Source organism: Selenihalanaerobacter shriftii (assembly GCF_900167185.1).
In the GTDB taxonomy this organism is placed as follows: Bacteria; Bacillota; Halanaerobiia; order Halobacteroidales; family Acetohalobiaceae; genus Selenihalanaerobacter; species Selenihalanaerobacter shriftii.
In genome coordinates this window covers 160,122-184,544 of record NZ_FUWM01000004.1, presented here as the reverse complement: position 1 = coordinate 184,544, position 24,423 = coordinate 160,122, and the positions used below count along the sequence as shown (strand labels likewise).

The 24,423-nt window shown below is 33.2% G+C and carries 25 protein-coding genes and 2 riboswitches; of the genes, 23 read left to right on the top strand and 2 right to left on the bottom strand.

The features are described 5' to 3' along the window. The first annotated feature begins 6 nt into the window (after positions 1–6). From B5D41_RS02255 to B5D41_RS02230, 6 genes are all read left to right on the top strand, one after another. A complete protein-coding gene (locus tag B5D41_RS02255; RefSeq protein WP_143555637.1) occupies positions 7–513 on the top strand; it encodes an ECF transporter S component in 507 nt (168 codons plus the stop codon). A gap of 77 nt (positions 514–590) precedes the next feature. Further along, a complete protein-coding gene (tsaE, locus tag B5D41_RS02250) occupies positions 591–1,064 on the top strand; it encodes a tRNA (adenosine(37)-N6)-threonylcarbamoyltransferase complex ATPase subunit type 1 TsaE (RefSeq protein ID WP_078808986.1) in 474 nt (157 codons plus the stop codon). Next, complete coding sequence (gene tsaB / locus B5D41_RS02245) at positions 1,042–1,761, top strand: tRNA (adenosine(37)-N6)-threonylcarbamoyltransferase complex dimerization subunit type 1 TsaB (RefSeq protein WP_078808985.1); 720 nt, start codon at positions 1,042–1,044, stop codon at positions 1,759–1,761. The genes tsaE and tsaB overlap by 23 nt, the downstream gene beginning before the upstream one ends. Next, positions 1,758–2,207 carry a ribosomal protein S18-alanine N-acetyltransferase gene (gene rimI, locus B5D41_RS02240; protein WP_078808984.1) on the top strand — a complete coding sequence of 150 codons (450 nt, stop codon included), beginning with the start codon at positions 1,758–1,760 and terminating at the stop codon, positions 2,205–2,207. The genes tsaB and rimI overlap by 4 nt, the downstream gene beginning before the upstream one ends. A 22-nt stretch (positions 2,208–2,229) precedes the next feature. Next, positions 2,230–3,243, top strand: coding sequence for a tRNA (adenosine(37)-N6)-threonylcarbamoyltransferase complex transferase subunit TsaD (tsaD, locus tag B5D41_RS02235; RefSeq protein WP_078808983.1), 1,014 nt, complete (start codon positions 2,230–2,232; stop codon positions 3,241–3,243). Between the two features lie 19 nt (positions 3,244–3,262). Continuing rightward, positions 3,263–4,615: a DUF512 domain-containing protein gene (locus tag B5D41_RS02230; RefSeq protein ID WP_078808982.1), complete on the top strand. Its 1,353-nt coding sequence runs from the start codon at positions 3,263–3,265 to the stop codon at positions 4,613–4,615. A gap of 57 nt (positions 4,616–4,672) precedes the next feature. Here B5D41_RS02230 and B5D41_RS02225 read toward each other — a convergent pair whose 3' ends face one another. Together B5D41_RS02225 and B5D41_RS02220 are read right to left on the bottom strand one after the other, a co-directional pair. Continuing rightward, on the bottom strand, positions 4,673–6,034 hold the full coding sequence (locus B5D41_RS02225) for a PFL family protein (protein ID WP_078808981.1): 1,362 nt from the start codon (positions 6,032–6,034) through the stop codon (positions 4,673–4,675). 86 nt (positions 6,035–6,120) lie between these two features. Continuing rightward, the gene (locus tag B5D41_RS02220; protein WP_078808980.1) at positions 6,121–6,411 is read right to left on the bottom strand and encodes an ACT domain-containing protein; all 291 of its coding nucleotides are present in this window, start codon (positions 6,409–6,411) and stop codon (positions 6,121–6,123) included. A gap of 366 nt (positions 6,412–6,777) precedes the next feature. On the opposite strand from B5D41_RS02220, the gene groES reads away from it, so the two are divergent. The 17 genes from groES to B5D41_RS02135 all read left to right on the top strand — a co-directional run bounded on the left by groES (position 6,778) and on the right by B5D41_RS02135 (position 24,372). Beyond that, complete coding sequence (gene groES / locus B5D41_RS02215) at positions 6,778–7,068, top strand: co-chaperone GroES (protein WP_078808979.1); 291 nt, start codon at positions 6,778–6,780, stop codon at positions 7,066–7,068. A 75-nt stretch (positions 7,069–7,143) separates the two neighbouring features. Then, entirely contained in the window at positions 7,144–8,796 is a 1,653-nt protein-coding gene (gene groL, locus B5D41_RS02210; RefSeq protein WP_078808978.1) for a chaperonin GroEL, read from the top strand. A gap of 138 nt (positions 8,797–8,934) precedes the next feature. Next, positions 8,935–9,036: riboswitch (purine riboswitch) on the top strand. A gap of 117 nt (positions 9,037–9,153) precedes the next feature. Then, positions 9,154–10,704, top strand: a complete 1,551-nt coding sequence (gene guaA, locus B5D41_RS02205) for a glutamine-hydrolyzing GMP synthase (protein WP_078808977.1) — start codon at positions 9,154–9,156, stop codon at positions 10,702–10,704. Between the two features lie 133 nt (positions 10,705–10,837). After that, positions 10,838–12,178, top strand: a complete 1,341-nt coding sequence (locus B5D41_RS02200) for an NCS2 family permease (RefSeq protein WP_078808976.1) — start codon at positions 10,838–10,840, stop codon at positions 12,176–12,178. 378 nt (positions 12,179–12,556) lie between these two features. Continuing rightward, positions 12,557–13,600: a hypothetical protein gene (locus B5D41_RS02195; RefSeq protein WP_078808975.1), complete on the top strand. Its 1,044-nt coding sequence runs from the start codon at positions 12,557–12,559 to the stop codon at positions 13,598–13,600. A 208-nt stretch (positions 13,601–13,808) separates the two neighbouring features. Further along, on the top strand, positions 13,809–13,994 hold the full coding sequence (locus tag B5D41_RS02190) for a hypothetical protein (RefSeq protein ID WP_078808974.1): 186 nt from the start codon (positions 13,809–13,811) through the stop codon (positions 13,992–13,994). Between the two features lie 87 nt (positions 13,995–14,081). After that, positions 14,082–15,305 (top strand): molybdopterin molybdotransferase MoeA, encoded by a 1,224-nt coding sequence (locus tag B5D41_RS02185; protein WP_078808973.1) that lies wholly within the window; start codon positions 14,082–14,084, stop codon positions 15,303–15,305. Between the two features lie 26 nt (positions 15,306–15,331). Further along, positions 15,332–17,245 carry a molybdopterin biosynthesis protein gene (locus B5D41_RS02180; protein WP_078808972.1) on the top strand — a complete coding sequence of 638 codons (1,914 nt, stop codon included), beginning with the start codon at positions 15,332–15,334 and terminating at the stop codon, positions 17,243–17,245. A gap of 10 nt (positions 17,246–17,255) precedes the next feature. Continuing rightward, positions 17,256–18,242 carry a GTP 3',8-cyclase MoaA gene (gene moaA, locus B5D41_RS02175; protein ID WP_078808971.1) on the top strand — a complete coding sequence of 329 codons (987 nt, stop codon included), beginning with the start codon at positions 17,256–17,258 and terminating at the stop codon, positions 18,240–18,242. Positions 18,243–18,245: 3 nt separating this feature from the next. Beyond that, positions 18,246–18,743: a cyclic pyranopterin monophosphate synthase MoaC gene (moaC, locus tag B5D41_RS02170; RefSeq protein WP_078808970.1), complete on the top strand. Its 498-nt coding sequence runs from the start codon at positions 18,246–18,248 to the stop codon at positions 18,741–18,743. Between the two features lie 9 nt (positions 18,744–18,752). After that, complete coding sequence (locus B5D41_RS02165) at positions 18,753–19,196, top strand: MOSC domain-containing protein (protein ID WP_078808969.1); 444 nt, start codon at positions 18,753–18,755, stop codon at positions 19,194–19,196. Beyond that, positions 19,189–19,677: a MogA/MoaB family molybdenum cofactor biosynthesis protein gene (locus tag B5D41_RS02160; RefSeq protein ID WP_078808968.1), complete on the top strand. Its 489-nt coding sequence runs from the start codon at positions 19,189–19,191 to the stop codon at positions 19,675–19,677. The genes B5D41_RS02165 and B5D41_RS02160 overlap by 8 nt, the downstream gene beginning before the upstream one ends. A gap of 96 nt (positions 19,678–19,773) precedes the next feature. After that, a complete protein-coding gene (locus B5D41_RS02155; protein WP_078808967.1) occupies positions 19,774–20,067 on the top strand; it encodes a YerC/YecD family TrpR-related protein in 294 nt (97 codons plus the stop codon). 71 nt (positions 20,068–20,138) lie between these two features. Continuing rightward, entirely contained in the window at positions 20,139–21,371 is a 1,233-nt protein-coding gene (locus tag B5D41_RS02150) for a TIGR00341 family protein (RefSeq protein ID WP_078808966.1), read from the top strand. Between the two features lie 92 nt (positions 21,372–21,463). After that, positions 21,464–22,378: a cysteine synthase A gene (gene cysK, locus B5D41_RS02145; RefSeq protein ID WP_078808965.1), complete on the top strand. Its 915-nt coding sequence runs from the start codon at positions 21,464–21,466 to the stop codon at positions 22,376–22,378. Positions 22,379–22,464: 86 nt separating this feature from the next. Then, positions 22,465–22,578, top strand: a riboswitch (SAM riboswitch). A 98-nt stretch (positions 22,579–22,676) separates the two neighbouring features. Continuing rightward, positions 22,677–23,726, top strand: a complete 1,050-nt coding sequence (locus tag B5D41_RS02140; RefSeq protein ID WP_078809013.1) for a methionine ABC transporter ATP-binding protein — start codon at positions 22,677–22,679, stop codon at positions 23,724–23,726. Then, a complete protein-coding gene (locus B5D41_RS02135; protein ID WP_078808964.1) occupies positions 23,701–24,372 on the top strand; it encodes a methionine ABC transporter permease in 672 nt (223 codons plus the stop codon). Before B5D41_RS02140 ends, B5D41_RS02135 begins: the two co-directional genes overlap by 26 nt. Positions 24,373–24,423: the final 51 nt, after the last annotated feature.

The window sequence follows — 24,423 nt, the reverse complement described above, 5'->3', positions numbered from 1 at the left end:
ATAATAATGAAGGTAGAAACACGTACAATTACAATTGTAGGGACCTTGAGTGCTATATCTATTGTATTAGGACAGACGCCTCTAGGATTAGTACCTACCCCACTTGGTGTAGCTGCAACTACTATGCATATACCAGTAATTATTGGGGCTATTGTAGAGGGGCCTCTAGTAGGGAGTTTAGTTGGCTTGATTTTTGGTCTATCTAGTTTCCTAAGGCAAGCTAGTCCATTTGTCGCTGATCCTTTAGTTGCAATCATACCTCGGGTTTTAATTGGTATTTTAGCCGGTTATAGCTATAAACTATTCTCTACTAAAGAATCAATAGCTATTGGGATAGCTGCTGCTATTGGTACTTTAACTAATACTATTGGGGTATTAGGTTTAGCAGCTTGGAGAGGTCTTTTACCAATGGCACAAGCAAAGGTAATAGCATTGGGGCATGGTTTACCAGAGATAATTGTGGCTATTCTAATTACTTTATTAGTGGTCAAATCTTTAAAACATGTTAAATAAGCAATTAATTTTGTATAAAAGATAAATTAAGTGATTAATATAAAAATAAGTTTATCTGGATAAAAGGAGTGGGCAAAATGTTAACTTTATCAACCGCGAGTCCAGAAGAGACAGTTGAACTAGGAGAAAAGCTTGGAGAATTACTTGCAAATGGTGATATAATCTGTTTACAAGGAGATTTAGGTGCCGGGAAGACTTACTTAGCTAAAGGGATATTAAAAGGGATAGGTGTAAATGAAGAAGTAACAAGCCCTACATATACTTTAGTTAATGAGTATCAAGGTGAATTACCAGCTTATCATATAGATCTATATCGGATATCTGATTATAGAGAATTATATGATATTGGCTTTGAAGAGTATCTATATGGAGATGGAATTACAATCATTGAGTGGCCAGATAAGTCTGGCTCATTAATGCCAGATAATTATCTTAACATAACAATTAAAGGGGAAGAAAATTCAAGGAAGATTAAGATTATTCCACAGGCTAATAAATATATTGGATTAGTTACGGAGTTGAAAGAGAATGTTGATTTTAGCTCTAGATAGTTCCACATCAGTAGGAGCTATTAGTATACATAATGATGAGGGTTTAGTAGCTGAATATAATTTAAACTTAGCTAAAACACATTCTCAGCGGCTTATGCCTCAAATTATTAGTTTGATGGATGATGTAGGTGTAACGGTAGATGATTTAGATGGAATAGTAGTTGGGATTGGGCCTGGATCTTTTACAGGGATTCGGATTGGATTAGCTACGGCTAAGAGTCTAGCTCAGTCATTAGAAATTCCAATTATAAGTCTTTCAACATTAGATATCTTAGCTAATGAATTGGTATATATTGATGAATATATATGTCCGATAATAGATGCTAGAAGAAATCGAGTTTATACTGCTTTGTATCATGAAGTTGATAAATTAGGATTAAAGAAGAAAGCAAGTAAAGATCAGATGTTAGAAGTTAAGGAACTAGCTAAAATTATTTTGCAGGAATTAAGTAATAAAGTAATATTTATAGGACCAGCTACTAAAGTATATCAAGAGACTATTGAAGAGATATTAGGAGAGCAAGCAATATTTATTCCCAATCATTATGATTTACCTAGAGGTGCAGTCTTAGGTAGAATAGGATCGCTTAAATTAAAAGCAGGATCTCAGCATGAACTTATGGATATAAGCCCTAACTATCTTAAAAGAGCTCAAGCTGAAATCGATTGGGAGAGAAAGGTTAAGAAAGAATCATGAAATTAATTATAGAGCCTATGCAAGTGGCAGATTTAGACCAGGTTTTAGAGATTGAAAAGGAGTCCTTTAGCTCCCCCTGGTCTATTGCTGCTTTTAAAAAAGAATTAATAGAAAATCAGTATGCTGAGTATTTAGTAGCGAAGAGAAAAGAGGATGTATTAGGCTATGTAGGGGTTTGGATTATTTTAAATGAAGCTCATATTACCACTTTAGCAGTTGAATCTACCTATCGACGAAAAGGAATAGCTAGACTTATGTTATCTGAACTTTTTGTTAAATTTGCAAATCAAGGGCTAGATAAAATTACTTTAGAGGTTAGAGTTTCTAATCATCCTGGTCGGGAATTATATAAAGATTATGGTTTTATAGAAGCAGGGGTTAGAAAGAATTATTATCAAGATAATAAAGAAGATGCAGTGATTATGTGGAAGATTCTAAATCAATGAAGGATTAAGGGGTTAGATTAATATGGAGAATGGTTTGATTTTAGGAATTGAATCATCATGTGATGAGACATCAGTGGCAGTAGTTAAAGATGGTAGAAAGATATTATCGAATATTATTGCTTCGCAAGTAGATTGGCATCGAAAATTCGGTGGTGTAGTACCAGAAATAGCTTCTAGAAAACATATAGAATTAATAAATCCAGTTATTGAAGAGGCTTTAATAGAAGCAGATATTGAGTTTGAAGATCTTTCTGCAGTGGCTGTGACCTATGGTCCTGGGTTAGTAGGGGGGTTATTAGTAGGGATAGCTGCAGCTAAAGGAATAGCATATTCTCAACATATTCCTTTAATAGCTATTAATCATATTGAAGGTCATATCTATTCTAATTTTATTGCTTATCAAAATTTGAAACCACCATTAGTATGTCTGACTGTATCTGGGGGACATACTGATTTATTATATTTTAAAGGTTTAGGCGAATATGAAATTCTAGGTAGAACAAGAGATGATGCTGCAGGAGAAGCTTTTGATAAGGTAGCTAGGGTTTTGGAATTAGGTTATCCAGGTGGTCCAATTATAGATAAGTTAGCTAAGGATGGAGATAGTACGGCAATTGAGTTACCTAGACCTTTGATTAATGCTAGTAATTATGATTTTAGTTTTAGTGGACTTAAGACAGCAGTTTTAAATTATATTAATAATCAAAAGCAGCGTGGTGAAGAGATAGATGAAGTTAATTTAGCAGCTAGTTTCCAACAAGCAGTAGTAGATATTCTAGTTACGAAGGTAGTTAAAGCCGTTAAAGAGACTGGAGTTAAGGATGTAATTTTAGCCGGAGGCGTTGCTTCTAATCATCAATTAAGAGCTGAACTAAAGACAAAATTAGATGATTTAAAGGTAGATCTCTATTTTCCTCCACCTAAATTATGTACAGATAATGCTGCTATGATTGCCAGTGTAGGATATTACCGTTGGCAGCAAGGGGATAGAACAGAATATAGTCTAAATGCTGAACCTAATTTAAAGTTGAAGTAGAAGGTAGGGAGGGAACTAGATGGAGTATTCATCTGAACAATTAATTATTTTATCAGCTCAAGAAAGAAATATATTGCCAGTTACCTCGGCTTGTAACTTTAATTGCCTTTTTTGTAGTCACCAATATAATCCAGCTGGGATTGAAGTCTTTAATTGTGGTCATCGAACTTTAGAACAAATTAAGGGAATATCTGATTTTTTAAACCCTGAACAAAAGATAGTAATTGGAGAATCTATTACTAGAATTATAGAAGGAGAGCCTTTTAGTAATCCTAATATTATACAGATTTTAACTTATTTACGAAAACGTTTTCCCCAAACAGTAATTCAAATTACTACTAATGGTTCTTATTTGGATTTAGATAAGATTAAATTAATAGATAATTTAGATTTAATAGAACTAAATCTTTCTTTAAATAGTGCCAATCCAGTTTTAAGGAAAAGATTAATGGCTGATAAGAGTGGAGAGATAGTTTTAGAAGGAGTTCGTAATTTAGCCAAATTTAAAATACCTTATCATGGTAGTATTGTGGCTATGCCTATGATTAGCAATTGGGATGATATTGAAGAAGCAATTAAATTTTTGGATGATAATCAAGCTAAAACAGTAAGAATATTTTTACCTGGATATACTAAGCTGACACCGGCTAAGTTACAGTTTGATTTGAATTTATGGACGGATTTAATTGATTATATTGATCAATTAAATCAAAAGTATAAAGTGCCTATTACAGTTGAGCCACCGTTGATCCAAGACTTAAATGTTAACTTGCAAGGAGTAATTACTGACTCATCGGCTGCTAATGCTGGATTAAGAAAAGGTGATCAGATTCTAAGTATTAATCAAACCGAAGTAAAGACGAGAGTAGAGGCATTTAATAGATTATTAAAATCTGGCTTTCCAGAGATTAAATATGAGAGGGATGGGGAAATAAAAGAAACTGAATTAAATAAACAGGCTAATGAAAGTTCAGGTATAGTTTTAGATTATGATATTTCTTTAAGTAGATTAAATAAGGTAAAAGAAATAATTACAAAAAGTTCAGCTAATAAAGTTCTAATTTTCACTTCTAAACTAGCTAAAAATGTGGTTGATTTAGGGATTGATGAGTTTTTAGATGGCATATTAGCTGAAGTTGACATTAAAGTTATATCAGTTAAGAATAGGTATTTTGGCGGAAGCATTATGGCTGCCGGGTTACTAGTAGTAGATGATTTTTTAGTAGCTTTTAATGGAAATGTTTCAGAAATTAAAAGTGCTGATCTGATTTTACTCCCTGAAAATCCATTTAATAATTGGGGATATGATTTAGTTGGGAAGCATTATGAAAATTTAGAAGAAGTAGTTAACTGTTTAGTAACTTTAGTTTAAAGTATCTTAGCCAGTCAATATTGGCTGACTAAGATACTTTAATTAAGTTATAATTTATTAGTTGTTTAATGCTTGGATAGGTGCAGGAATTCTACCTCCACGTTGTACAAACTTATTAGAGCTAAACTGATTAACATCCATAATAGGTGCTCTACCTAATAACCCCCCAAATTCTACGTCATCACCTACATCCTTACCTGGAACAGGAATGATTCTTACAGCTGTTGTTTTCTTATTAATCATACCGATTGCCATTTCGTCTGCAATAATTGCTGCTAAGGTTTCTTTAGTAGTGGAACCTGGGACAGCAATCATATCTAATCCTACTGAACAGACTGAAGTCATGGCTTCTAGTTTGCTTAGACTTAAGGCGCCGACTTCAGCAGCTTCTATCATGCCTTGGTCTTCACTTACAGGGATAAATGCTCCACTTAATCCTCCAACATGAGAAGAAGCCATAGCCCCACCTTTTTTAACGGCATCATTTAAAAGGGCTAAAGCTGCAGTAGTTCCATGAGTACCACATCTTTCTAAACCCATACTTTCTAAGATATTAGCTATACTATCACCGATAGCAGGAGTAGGAGCTAAGGAAAGATCAACAATTCCAAAAGGAATATCCAAAGCTTCCGAAACTTTATTTCCGATTAACTCTCCCATTCTAGTGATTTTAAAAGCAGTTTGTTTAATAGTTGTAGCTAATTTATCGAAATTAACATCAGGAATGACATCTACTGCATTCTTAACAACTCCTGGCCCACTAACTCCTACATTAATTACTGCTTCTGGCTCACCTACCCCATGAAAAGCTCCTGCCATGAAAGGATTATCTTCTGGAACATTAGCGAAGACGACCAATTTGGCACAACCGATTGCATCATTATCTTTAGTCAATTCTGCAGTTTCTTTTATTACTTCTCCCATTTCTAATACAGCATCCATATTAATCCCAGCATTAGTTGTAGCTACATTGATAGAAGAACAGACTCTATCTGTTTGACTTAATGCCTTGGGAATCGATTTAATTAAGTTCTGTTCTCCTTTAGTATAGCCCTTATGTACCAATCCAGAGAAACCGCCAATAAAGTCTACTCCAACTTCTTTAGCAGCTTTATCCATGGTCTTAGCTATACTACTATAATCTTTTTCTTCACAGGCTGCTGCTACAATAGAAATAGGCGTAACTGAAATTCTTTTATTTACAATAGGAACTCCATACTTAACTTCCATCTTTTCTACTGTTCCTACTAAATCTTTCGCATAAGTAGTTATCTTATTGTATATATTTTGATTTAATTTGTTAATATCTTTATCAGCACAATCTCTAAGGTTAATTCCCATAGTAACGGTTCTAATATCGAAATTCTCCATTTTAATCATTTTAATTGTTTCGATGATTTCATTAGGATTAATAAGCATAATTTTCTCTCCTTTTTTTGTTCAGTTGCCAGTGCCAGTGGTCAGTGACAGTAAAGACAGTTAGAAACTATCACTAACACTCTAAATTAAACTCGATGCATGTATCGGAAAATATCTTCATGTTGGGCCATAACCTCTAGTTCTAATTCTTTACCTGCTGCTTCTAATTTAGCTTGAAGCTCTTCAAGAGAGATATCTATATCAGAGATATCAACTAACATAATCATAGAAAATAAATCTTGAAGTAGAGTTTGGCTAATATCAATTATGTTTGCTTCATAATCAGCTAATACAGTAGTCATTTTAGCAACAATTCCCACTTTATCTTCTCCTAAAACTGTAATGACAATTCGATTGTTTTCTTCTTTTTGCTTCATTAAAGTGCACCTCCATTTAATTTTTTTAATGATTATGAATATAAATTAGTAATTTTGCTAACAATAATATATGATTTTGCAGTTAATGTCAATAAAAACTATATAGTGAGGAGAGGAAATTACTTTTATAATATGATTTATCTGAGATGTTTTTAATATACCTCCAGATAAAAAAGGATATTCAGTGAGATAATCGAAGTAATTAGTAGCTAATTTAATATAATACACAGTAATTAGCTTTAATAACCTTAAATACAACTTGATTTTAGGTGGAGACTTATGTATTATTATTAATGGAATGATTAGCACTCGATAAGAGTGAGTGCTAATAATAAAAACTTTAAATACATAAAGGAGGTCTTGGCAATGGGAATTAAACCTTTAGGTGATCGAGTAGTTATGAAAGCGTTGGAAGAAAAAGAAGAAACTACTGAGAGTGGTATTGTATTACCTGAGAGTGCCAAAGAAAAGCCGCAGGAAGGTGAGATTGTTGCTGTAGGTGAGGGTAAGAAGTTAGATAATGGTGATAGAGTAGACTTAGATGTAACTACTGGAGATCGAGTGATCTATGGTAAGTATGCCGGAACAGAGATTGAATTTGAAGGTGAAGAATATTTAGTAATTAGCGAGAAAGATGTTTTAGCTGTAATTGAGTAATGTCCTTGTGCGTTTATTGTAAACAAGGTAAAAATATAATCGGTTGAGTAAAATATTAAGGAGGTTATGTACATAATGGCAAAAAAACTAAAGTTTGGTGAAGAGGCAAGAAGAGCTTTAGAAGATGGTGTGAATGCATTAGCTGATGCTGTTAAAGTTACATTAGGACCAAAAGGTCGTAATGTTGTTTTAGAGCAAGGGTTTGGTGCTCCATTAATTACTAATGACGGTGTAACTATTGCTAAAGAGATTGAGGTTAAAGATCGTTTTGAAGATATGGGAGCTCAAACTGTAAAAGAAGTTGCAACTAAGACTAATGATGTTGCTGGAGATGGAACTACTACTGCAACAGTCTTAGCTCAAGCAATTATTAAAGAAGGAATGAAGAATGTAGCTGCTGGTGCTAACCCAATGATTCTTAAAAAAGGAATTGAAAAGGCAGTAAATAAAGCTGTAGAAGAGATTCAAAATGTAAGTAAATCTATTGAAGATAGAGAATCAATTGCTCAAGTAGCTGCTATTTCTGCTGCTGATAAAGAAGTAGGTGAATTAATTGCGGATGCTATGGAAAAGGTAGGCAAAGACGGAGTTATCTCTGTTGAAGAGTCTAGAACTATGGGTACTAGCTTAGAAGTAGTTGAAGGTATGCAGTTTGATAGAGGATACTTATCTCCATATATGGTAACTGACACTGAAGAAATGAAAGCTAACTTAGATGACCCATATATCTTATTAACTGATCAAAAGATTAGTAGTATTCAAGATATTCTACCTTTATTAGAAAAAGTAGCACAGCAAGGCAAAAAATTATTAATTATTGGTGAAGATGTAGAAGGTGAAGCTTTAGCTACATTAGTTGTAAATAAGATTCGAGGAACTTTTGAATGTGTATCTGTTAAAGCACCAGGATTTGGAGATCGTCGCAAATCAATGTTAGAAGATATTGCTGTGTTAACTGGTGGAACAGTAGTTACTGAAGAGAAAGGTTTACAATTAGAAAATACAACTCTTGATATGTTAGGGCAAGCAAGAAATATAACTATCACTAAAGATGATACTACTATTGTTGACGGAGCTGGAGATGAGACTAATATTAAGCAGCGTGTAGATCAGATTCGTCGTCAAATTGAAAATACAAGTTCTGATTTTGATAGAGAAAAATTAGAAGAAAGATTAGCTAAATTAGCTGGTGGAGTTGCAGTAATTAAGGTTGGTGCTGCTACTGAAACTGAGTTAAAAGAGAAGAAGTTACGCATGGAGGATGCATTAAATGCTACTCGTGCTGCAGTTGAAGAAGGAATAGTTTCTGGAGGTGGAACATTATTAATTGATATTCTACCTGCATTAGAAGATTTAGACTTAGAAGGAGATGAAGCTACAGGTGCAGATATTGTTCGTCGTGCATTGGAAGCTCCAATCAGATTAATTGCTGATAATTCTGGGTATGAAGGTTCTGTAATTGTAGAAAAAGCTAAGTCTAAAGATTTAGGTATTGGTTTTGATGCCTATAATGGTGAGTTTGTAAATATGATTGAAAGTGGAATTGTAGATCCAGCTAAGGTAGCTCGTTCTGCTATTCAGAATGCTGCTAGTGCTGCTGCAATGTTATTGACTACTGAAACTTTAGTAGCAAGTGATGATGAAGATGATGATGGTGGAGCTCCTGCTGGTGGCGGAATGCCAGGCGGTATGGGTGGAATGGGCGGTGGAATGCCAGGAATGATGTAATTCATTCGTCCAAATAATTAATAGATTTTTAAAGACTCCTCTTGAGTTTTTCAAGGGGAGTCTTTTTGTTTTTATTAACAGAAAGACTTGATTAACTTGACAATGATTAAGATCTAATTTATACTACCAATAGAACTAAATAATATTATCAAAAAATCGCGTATAATTTCAAGAATAAGGCTTGATAGTTTCTACCGGCTAGCCGAAAACTGGCCGACTACGGGGTAGCATGATAACTATATATATTTCTATCTTTCCAAATTATAGTTACTATCCCAAATTATAATTTGGGATTTTTTTATTTATGAATATTTTTATCTATAGTTCGAATTATAATAATTGCTAGGAGGGAATTAAATGGTTAGAAAAAATGAAGAAGAATTAGTTATAGTTTTAGATTTTGGAGGACAATATAGTCAATTGATTGCTAGAAGGGTAAGAGAGCATAATGTTTATTCTGAGTTATTACCATATAGTACTTCAATTAAAAAGATTAAGGAATTAGATCCACAGGGAATTATTCTTTCCGGTGGCCCAGCTAGTGTATATAGTGAGGATGCTCCTTATGTTGATCAAGAAATATTTGATTTAGGAGTTCCTGTTTTAGGCATTTGTTATGGGATGCAGCTAATGAGTCACTTATTATCAGAAGGTCAGGTTGAATCTGCTGATCATAGAGAATATGGTAAAGCAGAATTAATTATAGATCAAGAGGAGAAATTGTTAGCTGGATTAGGAAGTGCTATAGAATGTTGGATGAGTCATGGAGATCGAGTAACTAAACTGCCAAAAGGATTTAGTGTGATTGGACATACTGATAATTCTCCAGTAGCAGCTATTGGTAATCTTGAACGTAACCTTTATGGAGTTCAGTTTCATCCTGAAGTAGTACATACACCTCGTGGTAATGAGATAATTAAAAACTTTTTATTTCAAGTCTGTGATTGTGTTGGCAATTGGACAACCACTAATTTTATAGAAGATCAGATATTACAGATAAAGAATGAAGTAGGGGATGCAGAGGTAATCTGTGGTTTATCTGGAGGGGTTGATTCTTCAGTAGCTGCTACTTTAGTTGATCAAGCTATTGGTGAACAGTTGACATGTATCTTTGTTGATCATGGATTATTAAGAAAAGGAGAAGCTCAAGAGGTACAAGAAACTTTTGGTGAAGAATTTGATATGAACTTAGTATATGTTGATGCTAAAGATAGATTCTTTAACAAATTAGTTGGAGTAGCTGATCCTGAAGAAAAGAGAAAGGTAATTGGTAATGAATTTATTAAGGTGTTTGAAGAAGAAGCTCAACGTTTAGGAAATGCTAAATACTTAGTTCAAGGGACAATTTATTCTGATGTGATTGAAAGTGGAGGAACAGATGATTCAGCTACAATTAAGAGCCATCATAATGTAGGTGGTCTGCCAGAAGATATGGAATTTGAATTAATTGAACCGTTGCATAATATCTTTAAAGATGAAGTTAGAGAAGTAGGAGAGGAATTAGGGTTACCAGAAGAGATTGTTTGGCGTCAACCTTTTCCTGGTCCTGGTTTAGGTATTAGAGTTTTAAGAGAAGTGTCTGTAGAGAAAGTAGAAGTCTTACAAGAAGCTGATGCAATTTTACGGGAAGAGATTAAAAAGGCTGATTTGGATCGAGAAATTTGGCAGTATTTTGCAGTTTTACCGTCAATGCGTAGTGTAGGTGTTATGGGTGATGGAAGAACCTATAGTTATACTATTGGTTTAAGAGCAGTCAAGAGTAAAGATGCGATGACGGCTGACTGGGCAAGAATTCCTCATGAAGTATTAGCAGAAATATCAACTAGAATAACTAATGAAGTTGAGGAAGTAAATAGAGTGGTTTACGATATAACTTCTAAACCTCCAGCAACCATTGAATGGGAGTAAACACGAACATTATCAATGATAAAGTTTAAAATATTAGGATATACATTGACGTTTCAGAGGAATAATGCTATAATATACGTATAATCACAATATAATAAAAATATGATCAATGAATTAGGAGGAGAATTATTTTATGGAAAGTAAAAAACAAGATCTAGATACTGGAGGTTTTTTAGAAAGATTTTTTAAGTTAAAGGAAAATAATACTACAGTTAAGACTGAAATTTTAGCAGGATTAACGACATTTATGACTATGGCTTATATTATTATTGTGAATCCACTTATCCTTAAAGATGCCGGAATGCCTTTTGAGGCTGTAATGGCTGCTACAGTTATTTCTGCGGCATTTGCTACTTTGATTATGGGGTTATATGCTAATTATCCATTTGCGTTAGCACCAGGTATGGGATTAAATGCTTTCTTTGCTTACACAGTAGTATTGGGAATGGGTTTAAGTTGGCAAGCGGCCCTGGCTGCTGTCTTTATTTCTGGTATTTTCTTTATTGCAATTACTATTACCGGGATTAGAACTGCTATAGTTAATGCTATTCCTATTTCTTTAAAGAAGGCAGTTAGTGCTGGTATTGGGTTATTTATAGCCTTAATTGGTTTAAAAAATGCTAATATTATTGTTTCTAATGAAGCAACTTTAATTGGTTTAACTGAAAAATTAGCTGCTCCAGATACACTTCTAGCTCTGATTGGATTAGCCATTATTGGTATTTTAATGGCAAGGAGAATTAAAGGAGCTATTTTAATTGGTATTATAATTACTACTATAATTGGAATTCCAATGGGAATTGTAGAGATTAAAGAAGGTTTTTCTCCATTTGATTTACATATTAATCTAGAAACTTTTGGTGCTTTTAAAAAGGGACTGCCAGAATTAAAGAATTTCGGTATTCTAAATGTAATCCTAGCTTTTACATTTGTTGACTTATTTGATACTATTGGTACTTTAGTAGGAACTGGCGCTCGGGCAGGCATGTTAGATGAAGATGGTAATTTACCTCGAGTTGGTAAAGCATTAATGGCTGATTCATTAGGAACTACTTTTGGTTCGATTTTAGGAACTAGTACAGTAACTACTTATGTTGAAAGTACTGCTGGTATAATGGAGGGTGGGAGAACAGGATTAACTGCTGTGACGGTGGCAATTCTTTTTCTAGCTTCATTAATAATTTCTCCATTAGTATTGTTAGTACCGTCTGCAGCTACTGCTCCTGCTTTAATTATTGTTGGAGTATTAATGATGGGAGCTATTACTGATATAGATTTTGATGATTTTACTGAAGCATTTCCTGCTTTCATGACAATTATTATGATGCCTTTCGCTTTCAGTATCGCTGAAGGAATTGCTGCTGGAATTATTATTTACCCGATTGTTAAATTAATTGCAGGTAAATCTGATGAAATTCACCCAGTAATCTATATATTAGCATTATTATTTTTAGCACGATATATATATATGTAAATAAAGTATATAAAAAAATCACCACGATATCGGAGGCCACTGAAAAAGTGGCCTCTTTTCATTTGAAAAAGGATTTTTTGTTTATAATAGGAGCATATAATTTTCTTCCATATAATGACTATATTAGCAAAATGTATTTGACAGTAACTGGAATATAGTGTATAATTAAATTGCCCACTCCGAAGGGTAGGGGGTTAATTGTGAAAAGGATGTTTTTCACAATTAATTGAAGGAAATATATTATCTCCAATTATTCTACTTAATCTTCTAAATTTATTTTAAATTTAGGAAGGAGGGATATATTTAATTATGTAATGAAGAGTAGTATAAGGCAAATTGCTTAAATAGTCATATGAAACTTTAGGGGGGTTAGTATTAATGTTAAAAAGTTTGGATAGAAGGGTTATTTTATTAGTAATGATGTTTACTTTAGTGGCTTTGGTTAGTAATGTAGCAGCTGCTGAAGATTTGGCAATGTATGTTAAGGTATTGGAGACTAATGATGACTTAGCAACTGCTACTGCTAACTTTGAAAAAGCTATGACAAACAGTAGCTATAAAATAGTAGGAAAATGGGATATGAAATCTTCAAGTAAAGATGGTTTCCAACAAAAAGCACGTACATATGTTATAAATGCTCCCGAATATACAGATTTAATTGCAAAACAAGCGCCAGCTTCTAGTATGCCAGCAGCAGTGTTAAAGGTAAATGTATACGAAGCTAAAGGAAAAGTTAATATTAATCTTGTTAATCCTGAGACTACAGCAAGAGTTTTCTTAGGTGAACCAGCAGAAATTGAAAATAAAGAAGCTTTAGTAAAGAAAGCAGTTGAAGTTAAGGATAACTTAATTAATATTATTAAAGGAGTTAATGGGAAAGTAGCTATAGAAAAGATTGGTCCTATTAGAGATGGTGATGATTTAGATGGATATAATGGTGATGGAATGGCTAAAGCAATGACTAAGTGGAGAAACTTTAAAGAGAGTTTACATGCTAATAAAGAGATAGCAATTGATGGTGACGCAGCAGCAGCCTTTAATAAAGCGTGTAAGGAGTTAGAGGCTAATATCAAGAACAATGGTTTAAACTGGAGATTAATATGTAGTATTGATATTGGAGAAAATGCTAGATTTTATGGAATCACTCAACCAGGAACCGAGGTAGAAGCTATAGAGATTGATTCTATGTCAAGAGCAAAATCAGATAAGAATAAGTTTCCAGGTATTGATCATGCAGGAGCATTTCCTATTCCAGTTTTAGTTTATCAAGATGGTGACATTATTAAAGTTTCTCAGTTTGGTCAAATGTGGAGAATGGAGTTATACTTCTGGGATGCAGGTTATGGTGCTTTCACTTCTCATATGGATATGCCAGGAAATATCTATGATGATGTTGAGAAAATAATTAATGGTGAAGCTTAATATTTAAGAATAAATTTATTAAAAGTATAGTTAATTTATGAAGTTAATAGATAGATTTAAGGGGTAGCACATTATGTGTTACCCCTTAATGATATTATATGGAATAAATTATATTGATTATCTTCTTCATAAATTACAAGGGATTTACTGTTAAATCGTGAAATAATTATATAACTAGAGGAAGTATATTTTTGAGAGGGGGAGTATTTTGTCTTCAAAAAAAGTAATCAATTTAATTGAAGAGAAGGTTAAAGAAAAGGTGGTTAATAATTCTTTAAAATGTGTAGTAGCACAAAAAATTGCTAAGGATTTAGGGGTTACAAATAAAGAAGTAGGGAAAGTTATTAACCAATTGAATATTAAATTAATAGATTGTCAATTAGGCTGTTTTTAGTAATATATTAAATGTAGATAGGTGAGTTTGGTTATCTTGAATTTTAAGGTTTTATTAAGTATTATTTAGATAGAAGGGAGTTTTGTTATGGATTTTTTTAATTTAATTACTTCTATAGAAGCACATAAGATTATTCAAAAGAAGATTGGTATTTATAAAGCAAAAGAGAATATAGATGTTACTGAAAGTTTGAATCGTGTACTTGCTGAAGATGTTATGGCTCCCGAAGATTTGCCTGCATTTACTAAGTCGATTATGGATGGTTATGCTCTTCAGGGTCAAGATACATTTGGTGTTAGTGAAGAGAAACCACAGTCTTTAGAGCTAATTGGAAAAGTAGAGATGGGGAAGGAGCCAACTGTTACGATAGAAAGTGGACAGGCTGCTAATATCTCAACTGGAGGGATGATGCCCTCAGGAGCCAATGCAGTGATAATGGTAGAAGATACTGAACTTAAAGATAATCGGGTTAAAATTTACAGTTCTGTTTCACCTGGTGAGAATATCATATATAAGGGCAGTGATATTGAAGCAGGTCAGAGAGTATTACCTAAAAATCATCAATTACGCTCGCAAGATATAGGTGCTTTAGCTGGATTAGGTATTAAGCAAGTAGAAGTATATAAAAAGCTAAAAGTGGGGATTATCTCTACTGGCGATGAATTGATTAGATTAGATGAAAAACTAAAGTTGGGACAGACCAGAGACATTAATACTTATTCTTTGAGTTCATTGATTGAACAAATTGGTGCTGTTCCGGTTACAACCAGAATTATTAAAGATGATTATCAAAGTCTTAAAGCGGCTATCGAAAAGTTGAGAAATGAAGTGGATTTTATACTTATTTCTGGTGGAAGTTCAGTTGGAACTAGGGATGTAACTTATGAAGTTTTAGATGAATTAGGTAGCAATGGAGTATTAATTCATGGGGTGGCTGTTAAACCTGGGAAACCTACGATTTTTACTATGCTAGAGGATACTCCAATTTATGGTTTACCAGGACATCCTGTTTCAGTTATGGTTATCTTTAAGAAATTTGTAGCACCATATATTGAAGAAGGTCTGGGGATTATAGATGATAAAATTAAAGTTAAGGCCAAATTCAATCAAAACCTTAGTTCAGCTCCAGGAAGAGAAGATTATTTGCGAGTTAAATTAAAGGAGAAGGATGGTAATTTATTAGCTATTCCAGTTCGTGGTGGATCGAGTTTGATAATGACTATGGTAGAAGCGGATGGATTAGTGAAAATACCTTTATCCCGTGAAGGATTATCAGTAGGTGAAGTTGTAGAAGTAGAGTTATTTAAGTGATTGTCCAAAAGAGGTGAGAGGCTAATATGCAGAAAAGAAATATTTATTTAGATAAGATTCCTTTAGATGAAGCTTTGGAAAAAGTTTTAGATAATTTTGATAATAATTATCAGATGTCAGAAACTATAACAGAGGTGATACCTGTAGAAGAAGCTTTAGGCAGAGTTAATGCTAAGGCTGTTTTTGCTCAAAACGCTTCTCCTCATTATTATGCCTCAGCTATGGATGGAGTAGCTGTTGATGTCGAGGTTACCTTTGGAGTCAGTGATAGAAACTCTAAGGAATTAATTATTGGGGAAGATGCTTTTTTTGTAGATACTGGTGATCCTATTCCAAAGGAATGTAATGGAGTTATTATGATTGAAGATGTAAATCAAATTAACGCATCTACTATAGAGATTACCAAAGCGGCTACTCCGTGGCAGCATGTTAGAAATATAGGTGAAGATATTATTGCTTCTGAATTAATATTATCAGCTAATACTCAGATAGATCCAGCTGAGATTGGTGGACTTTTAGGAGCAGGGATAACTGAAATAGAAGTCAAAAAGCAGCCAGAAGTAGCTATTTTGCCAACAGGTTCTGAGTTAATAGAGCCTGGCAGTCAATTAAAGTCTGGTAAGATTATTGAATACAATTCTAGAGTGATAGCTAATCAAATTAGAAAATGGGGCGGAAAGCCTATTAGAATTGATAAAGTAAAGGATGACTTTAATTTAATTAGAGAAGAGGTTAAATATTTAAGTCAAAAGTATGATTTAGTCTTAATTATTGCTGGTTCTTCAGCTGGAAGTGAAGATTATACTTCACGTATAATTGAAGATTTAGGTGAGTTGCTCTTTCATGGGGTAGCCATTAAACCTGGTAAGCCGTTAATGACAGGAATAGTTGATGAAAAAATAGTTGTAGGAATTCCAGGATATCCAGTTTCTGCTTATTTAGGTTCTTTATTATTTGTTAAACCATTAGTCAACAAATTTTTAGGTCTTCCTGTTAATCAACCGTTGACAATAGAGGCAGAATTAACACAAAATTTAGTTTCTAAATTAGGACAAGAAGAATTTATAAGAGTAAAATTAACGGAAATAAATGAAGTATTAAAAGCAGTTCCTCTTTCAAGAGGAGCTGGAGTGATTAATTCAGTTATGAAGTCTGATGGATTTATTAGAGTACCGGTTTTAAGTCAGGGATTGAGGAAGAATACAAATGTAAATGTAGAAATAAAAGGAGAAGTAGATTATAAGAAAAATTTATTGTTGACTGGTGAGAAAGGGATTGTTTTTGATCTATTAAAAGATCAGGCTAAATTATCACAAGATAAGTTAGAACTTCATCTTAAACAATTAGATAATAGTTCCAGTCTAGATGCTTTAAAAGAGCAGTCAACTAATCTGTCTATTTTTAAATCAATTTGTGATAAGGAGGGGAAGAATAGAGAAATAATCACAAATGAAATACAACAAATTATAATTATTAATTTAATAAAAGCTAACTTAGGATTAGCTTTTAAAACTAATAATGGCGAAAGGTTTAATTCTTTAGAAGATTTAGTTCAAGATAATATATTATTTATAAATAGGCCAAAAGAGACGATAGAGAGGGAATTATTCGACAATAAATTGCAAAAAATAAATATCAATGATAAACTTATAGATGGATACAAAAGAACAGAGAATACTGGATTAGGTGTTGCTAATTTAATTAAAGAAGAAATGGTAGACGTAGGAATCGTTAGCCAAGGAGTAGCTAATTTATTTGGTTTAGGTTTTATTCCTTTAGGCAGAGCAAATATAGATTTAGTAATAACTGAGTTTGAATTTAAAACAGATAAGTTCCAATTATTATTAGAAGTAATTAAATCTACAGAGTTTAAAGATAGACTAACAGTAATAGCTGGTTATGATATTGAAAAAACAGGTGAAATTATATATAGGAAGTAGGTGCTGACTAATGCAAGATAAATATAAAAGAAAGATAAATTATCTACGAGTATCAGTTACCGATCGTTGTAATTTACGTTGTTTCTATTGTATGCCTGAAGGCGGAATAGACTTAAAGAACCATAAAGAAATTTTACGGTATGAGGAATTATATAAAATAATTAAGTCAGCTAATGAATTGGGAGTGAAGAAAGTTAGACTAACAGGAGGAGAACCATTAGTAAGAAAAGGATTGGTAAATTTCATTAGAGAAATTAAGGGATTAGGCATAGAGGATTTGTCTTTAACTACTAATGGGGTTCTATTGGCTAAGTATGCTGAAGATTTAGTAAAGGCTGGATTAGATAGAGTTAATATTAGTTTAGACACTTTAAAGGATGAGAAATTTAATGAGATAAGTCGTTCTAGTTCAGAACTATCCCAAGTGCTTTTGGGTATTGAGGAAGCACAGAGGGTAGGTCTAACTCCATTAAAATTAAATGTAGTACCAATTAAAGGAATTAATGATAATGAAATAGAGGATTTTGCTAAATTAACGTTAGATAATCAATTAATAGTTAGATTTATAGAATTAATGCCCTTAGGGGAAAGTTATAATTGGGCAGAAGAAAAATATATCTCTATTTCTGATATTAAAGAAAGATTAATTAAGTTAGATAATTTAATTTCGACTAGTGAAATCAAGGGGAATGGTCCAGCTAAGTATTATCAATTCCCTAATGCTAAAGGGAAGATTGGATTTATTAGTCCGATTTCAGATCATTATTGTAGTGAATGTAATAGAATTAGATTAACAGCAGATGGTTTTTTAAAACCTTGTTTACATTCTGATAATGAGCTTAATATTAAAAAAGAATTGCGAAATGGGGTAACACAAAAGGAATTAAAAGATATAATTAGAGATGCTATATTTGCTAAACCTGAAAAAGGATTAGGAATTAATGCAGATGATGATTTTGATCTTAATCAAAGACAGATGTCACAGATAGGAGGATAATATATGGGTAAAGAAAAAGCAGAGTTTACTCATTTTAATGAATCTGGTAGAGCCAGAATGGTAGATGTAAGTAATAAGGTATCAACAGAGAGAAAAGCTGTTGCTGAAGGGAAAGTCTATACATCTTCGACAACTATTAATAGAATTCAACAAGCAAAGATTAAAAAGGGTGATGTGTTAGGAGTAGCTCAGATTGCTGGGATTATGAATGCTAAAAAAACCAGTGAGATTATTCCTATGTGTCATCCTTTAAATATAACTGGAGTTGATTTGGATTTTGAGGTTAATGAAGACAATAATTATATTCGAATCATAGCTGAGGTTAAAATTAACTCTCAAACAGGAGTAGAAATGGAGGCTTTAACGGCAGTTTCTACAGCAGCTTTAACTATTTATGATATGTGTAAGTCAGTAGATAAAGCTATGGAAATCCAAGAGATTCGATTACTTAAAAAATCTGGTGGACAAAGTGGTGACTTTGTAAGAGAGATTGAAAAATAAGGAGTGAGGATGATGGCAAAAGTTTTTGCGATTTCTATTAGTGAAAATAAAGGTGAACAGAAAAATAATGTAGATTCAGCTATTTTAAAAGAGGAACACGGAATAGTAGGAGATGCTCATGCTGGAGATTGGCATCGCCAAGTTAGTCTTTTAGCTCAAGAAAGTATAGACAAGATGCTTGAAAAAGGGTTAGATGTTAGTGCTGGAGATTTTGCAGAGAATATTACCACTAAAGGAATAGATTTATTGGCACTGAAACTGGGTAGTCAGATAAGAATAGGTGATAGAGTAGTTTTAGAGATTACTCAACACGGTAAGGAGTGTCATGATCGTTGTGCTATTTATCATCAGGCTGGGGACTGTGTAATGCCTAAAGAAGGAATTTTTGCGAAGGTAATTAAAGGTGGTAAAATAGAGCCTGGTGACTCAATTGAGGTGATACAAAATGATTAAGGTAGGAGTAATTACTGCTAGTGATAAAGGTTCTAAAGGAGAAAGAGAAGATAAAAGTGGTCAGGTGATTCAAGATATGGTAGCAGAGATAGATGGTAAAGTAGTTAGTTATCAAATTGTACCTGATGAAAAAGAGTTATTAAAATGCAAGATGTTAGAAATGATGACTCAAGAAGGTGTTGAACTACTCTTGACTACTGGTGGCACAGGACTTGGACCTAGGGATGTAACTCCAGATGCTACATTGGAGTTAATTGATAAAGAGGTACCTGGTATAGCTGAGGCAATGCGGATGGAAAGTTTAAAAGTTACAAACAGAGCGATGTTATCTAGGGCTATAGCTGGAATAGCTGATAAAACTTTAATTATTAATCTTCCAGGTAGTCCCAAAGCTGTTAATGAATGTTTAGAGGTTGTCTTATCAGCTTTACCCCATGCTATTGATTTAATTCGAGATGAGGTAGAAGATTGTGCGCGATAATTTACTTCTATATACTTTAATGCTTTAAAGTGTTGACATTCTTTTATAAAATCCGTTATAATGTAGATAAAGAATTATATTTTAGGGGGGATTTATGTGAATTCACATTTAAAGGATGAATTTACTGATCAGCTATTTACAGCCATTTTAGCTTTAGACACAATAGAAGAGGCTTATAAATTCTTCGAAGATATATTTACAGTTAATGAGATTAAAGCATTAGGACAGAGATTAGAAGTAGCTAAAATGTTAAATCAAGGTGCTACTTATGATAAAATTGCTGACATGACAGGAGCTAGTACGGCTACTATAAGTAGAGTAAAGAGATGTTTGAATTATGGCCCAGGAGGTTATAAATTGATTTTAGATAGGCTAGATAAAACTGAGTAGGATTGATAAATTTCTCCCTAATTAACCATACTAAAGAATGATTTAGTAGCTTGATATAGGGAGGTTTTTTTATGCAAATAGTTCAGGCCACCTTCCAGTCAGAAGAAGGAAAAGAAGCAGTCAAACTATTAAATAATTTAGGTATAGATATTGAAGATTACAAATTAATTTCGTCGGAAACTGGTGATTTACTAATCATAAGTTTGTTATATGGGAATGCTGATACAGTCTTAGATAATCTTACTGAAAAATTTAACTTTGATGAAAATGAGGATAGAAGTATGATTATCTTCACACCAGATACAGTAATTCCTAGAAATAAAGCAAAAGAAAAAGAGTCTTCTTTTAAGGCTAATCGAGAATCTTTAGTGACATATGCTCAAAACAATTCAACAGTAAATGATCATTTTATTTTTTTAGCAATAATGGCAGCAATAATAGCTTCATTAGGTTTGATTTTAAATAATATCCCTGTCATTGTAGGTTCGATGATTATTGCGCCAGTCTTTGGACCGATTGTGGCTATTTCTATGGGGATTGTATTAGGTAATTTTAAATTAATAGTTAAAGGAATAATATCGGAATCAACGGTACTCTTAATAGCAGTAGTGGTCGGACTTATAATGGGAAGTATAGTACCTAATGTAGCTATTAACTCGGCATTAAAAGGCAGAATGTTTCCAACAGTAGCTGATCTCTTGGTTGCTTTAGCAGCAGGTAGTGCAGGTGCTTACTCCTTAATTTCAGGAGTTAGGGCTCAGATTGTTGGGGTGGTAATTGCAGCAGCTTTAATTCCAGTAATGTGTACTATGGGAATTGGGATTTCGCTAGGGAATTTGACCATGGTAGGAGGTGCTACTTTACTTTTAGTTGGTAATTATTTAGCTTTAATTCTTGCTATCATGGGGATTTTTTATTTTAAAGGGTTGAAACCACAGATATGGTATGAATTTAAAGCCCAAAAATTAATTAAAAAGAGCTTAATAATAATTATAGTGGTAACTATTATTTTAAGCTTGCCGCTATCTTGGATGACTTATCAACGTATGATTAAGGAACAACCTGAAGATATTGTACGCAAAGTATATAGAGAAAGCTTTGGTGATGAATTAGAAACGAATTTGTTAGAAATAGGAGTTCAGGGTAAGACAGTAGAGTTATTTATTTATACCCCTAAAGGGACAGATGAGTACTTTTTTAGATTAATAGAGAAGAGGGTTAAGAAGAGGTTAGGTTCAGATTATAGAGTCATTTTTGAAGTTATTCCAACTAAACGATTTCAACTTCCTTTAGACTCTTTATAAAGTTTCTTGACAAGTAATCTAAGTTCTGGTAAAATCATGAATACACATAAACCTAGTGGCTTAGTTGGAATTAAAATTAGGAGGGTATAATCATGAAAAAAGTAGAAGATATAACAGAATTAATAGGTGATACTCCGATAGTAAAGTTGAATAGAATTGTACCGGAAAATAGTGCTGATATTTATGTAAAATTAGAATCTTTTAACCCAGGAGGAAGTATTAAAGATAGAATAGGTTTAAGTATGATTGAATCTGCAGAAGCATCTGGCAAATTAAATTCTGGCGGGACTATTGTGGAACCGACTAGCGGTAATACAGGTATAGGGCTTGCTTTGGCTGGAAATGCAAAAGGATATAATGTTATTTTAACTATGCCTGAGTCAATGAGTCAAGAACGCAGAAACTTACTTAGTGCTTATGGAGCTAAATTGGTGTTAACTCCTGGGTCTGAAGGAATGCCTGGAGCTATTCGAAAAGCAGAAGAATTAGTAGCAGAACATGATGAATACTTTATGCCACAACAATTTAATAATTCTGCTAATCCTGAAATTCATCGTAATAATACTGCTCAAGAAATTTTGGAAGCTATGGATAGAGATATTGATGCATTTGTAGCTGGAGTAGGTACTGGAGGAACAATAACAGGAGTAGGAGAAGTATTAAAAGAAGAATTAGAAGATATTAAAGTTTATGCAGTAGAACCTAAGACATCTGCAGTTATTGCTGGTGAAGACCCTGGTCCTCATGGAATTCAAGGGATTGGTGCTGGATTTATTCCAGATGTGTTAAATACTAATCTTATAGATGATGCTATGAAGATAACTGATGAGGAAGCAAAGAAGACAGCTCGAAGTTTAGCCCAAAAGGAAGGGGTTTTAGCCGGTATTTCTTCTGGAGCAGCTGTGGCTGCAGCTTTAAAAGTAGCAGATGAATTGGATAGTAAGCAGAAGGTAGTAGTTATTGCTCCAGATACAGGTGAAAGATATTTAAGCACTGATCTTTTTTAAAGAAGAATAATTTATAATCAAATTTTGCAAATGATTCTTGACAAAACTTTTAGGCCATGATATTATGTTAGTAACTTAATAATAGACTCTTATCAAGAGAGGTGGAGGGACTGGCCCGATGAAGCCCGGCAACCGGTAGTATAAGTTCGCAATACTATAGCGGTGCCAAATCCTGCAGCAAAAATGCTGGAAGATGAGAAGAGTGGTTAGAATAATCAACCTCTTCTCTTTGAGAAGAGGTTTTTTTAATTCAGAGAATATTATTTTAAATAGTAGTGAAATGAGAAAGGTGATAATGATGATTAAGATTAAAGGTTTGAGTAAAGTATATAGTAGTGAAGAAGGGCAAGTAGTTGCATTAAAGAATGTTAATTTTGAAATTAAGTCAGGAGATATTTTTGGAATTATCGGTCCTAGTGGAGCTGGGAAAAGCAGTTTCATTAGATGCTTGAATTTATTAGAAGAACCTACAGAAGGTCAAGTGATTGTAAATGGTCAAGATTTAACAAAATTAAATACTAAAGAATTGCGACAAGCTAGGAAAAAGATTGGTATGATATTTCAAGGTTTTAATCTTTTGCAGAGTAGGACAGTTGCAGATAATGTGGCTTTTCCATTAGAATTAGCAGGTGTTAGTAAGTCAGATATTAAAAATAAAGTTAATGAATTATTAGATTTAGTAGGGTTAGCTGATAAAGCTAATAATTATCCTGCACAGTTAAGTGGAGGTCAACAACAGAGAGTGGGAGTAGCTAGGGCTTTAGCCAACGAACCTAAATTATTATTATGTGATGAGGCAACTTCATCATTAGATCCTGAGACTACAGATTCTATTTTAGATTTATTAAAAGATATTAATGAAAAGTTAGGAATTACTATTGTATTAATCACTCATGAAATGGAAGTTATAAAGCAGATTTGTGATAGGGTTGCAGTTTTAGAAAAAGGTTATATTATTGAAGAGGGGGAGACTATTCAAGTCTTCACTGATCCTAAGCATGAAACTACAAAACGATTTGTGCAGAGTGTAATTAATGCTGATATTCCTGAAGAGTTTTATCAAAGAAGTAGTGTGTTAGAATCAAAATCAGGTAAGCTAATCAAAGTTTCTTTTGTTGGTGAGGTAGTAAAAGAGCCTACTTTTTCTACAATTATTAAAGAATTTGACATAGATGCTAATATTCTATATGGAAATATTGATAAAATTCAAGAGACTTCTTTTGGCATTCTCTTAATCGAATTAACAGGAAATAATTTTCAAATAAAGCAAGCGGTTAATTATTTACATGAAGAAGGTTTACAAGTGGAGGTGGTTAGAAGTGATGAGTCTGTTAGAGCAATTAGCTAGTAATTTAGATTTGTTGTGGGGAGGGTTGCAGGAAACATTATATATGGTTATAGTTTCTATGACTATTGCCAGTATTTTTGGAATGCCTCTAGGGGTTAGTGTAGTTGTTACAGAACCAGATAATATTTTAGAGAATAAGAAAATTAATTTTGTTTTAGGTTCAATTATAAATATTGCCCGTTCGATTCCATTTATTATTTTAATGGTAGCTATTATTCCTTTTACTAGACTCGTAGTAGGAACTTCTATCGGAACTACCGCCGCTATTGTACCTTTAGCAGTAGCAGCTATACCGTTTATAGGGCGAATTGTGGAAAATGCTTTAAAAGAAGTCGATTCAGGAGTAATAGAGGCTGCAGAATCTATGGGAGCTACTCCTTGGGAGATTATTAGTAAGGTTTTAATCCCAGAAGCTTTACCTTCATTAATTTTAGGCTTAACTTTGGCGGTTATTAGTTTAATCGGTTACTCAGCAATTGTAGGAGCAATTGGTGGTGGTGGATTAGGAGATATAGCCGTTAGATATGGTTACCAGCGTTTTCAAGGAGATATTATGTTACAGACAGTAGTTATCTTAGTTGTTTTAGTCCAGTTAATTCAATCAACTGGAAACTTATTAGCAGGAAGGTTAGATAAGTCAGCTTAACAAACTGATTAATTTAAAATATCTAATTTCAAATATATAAATTAAAATAAT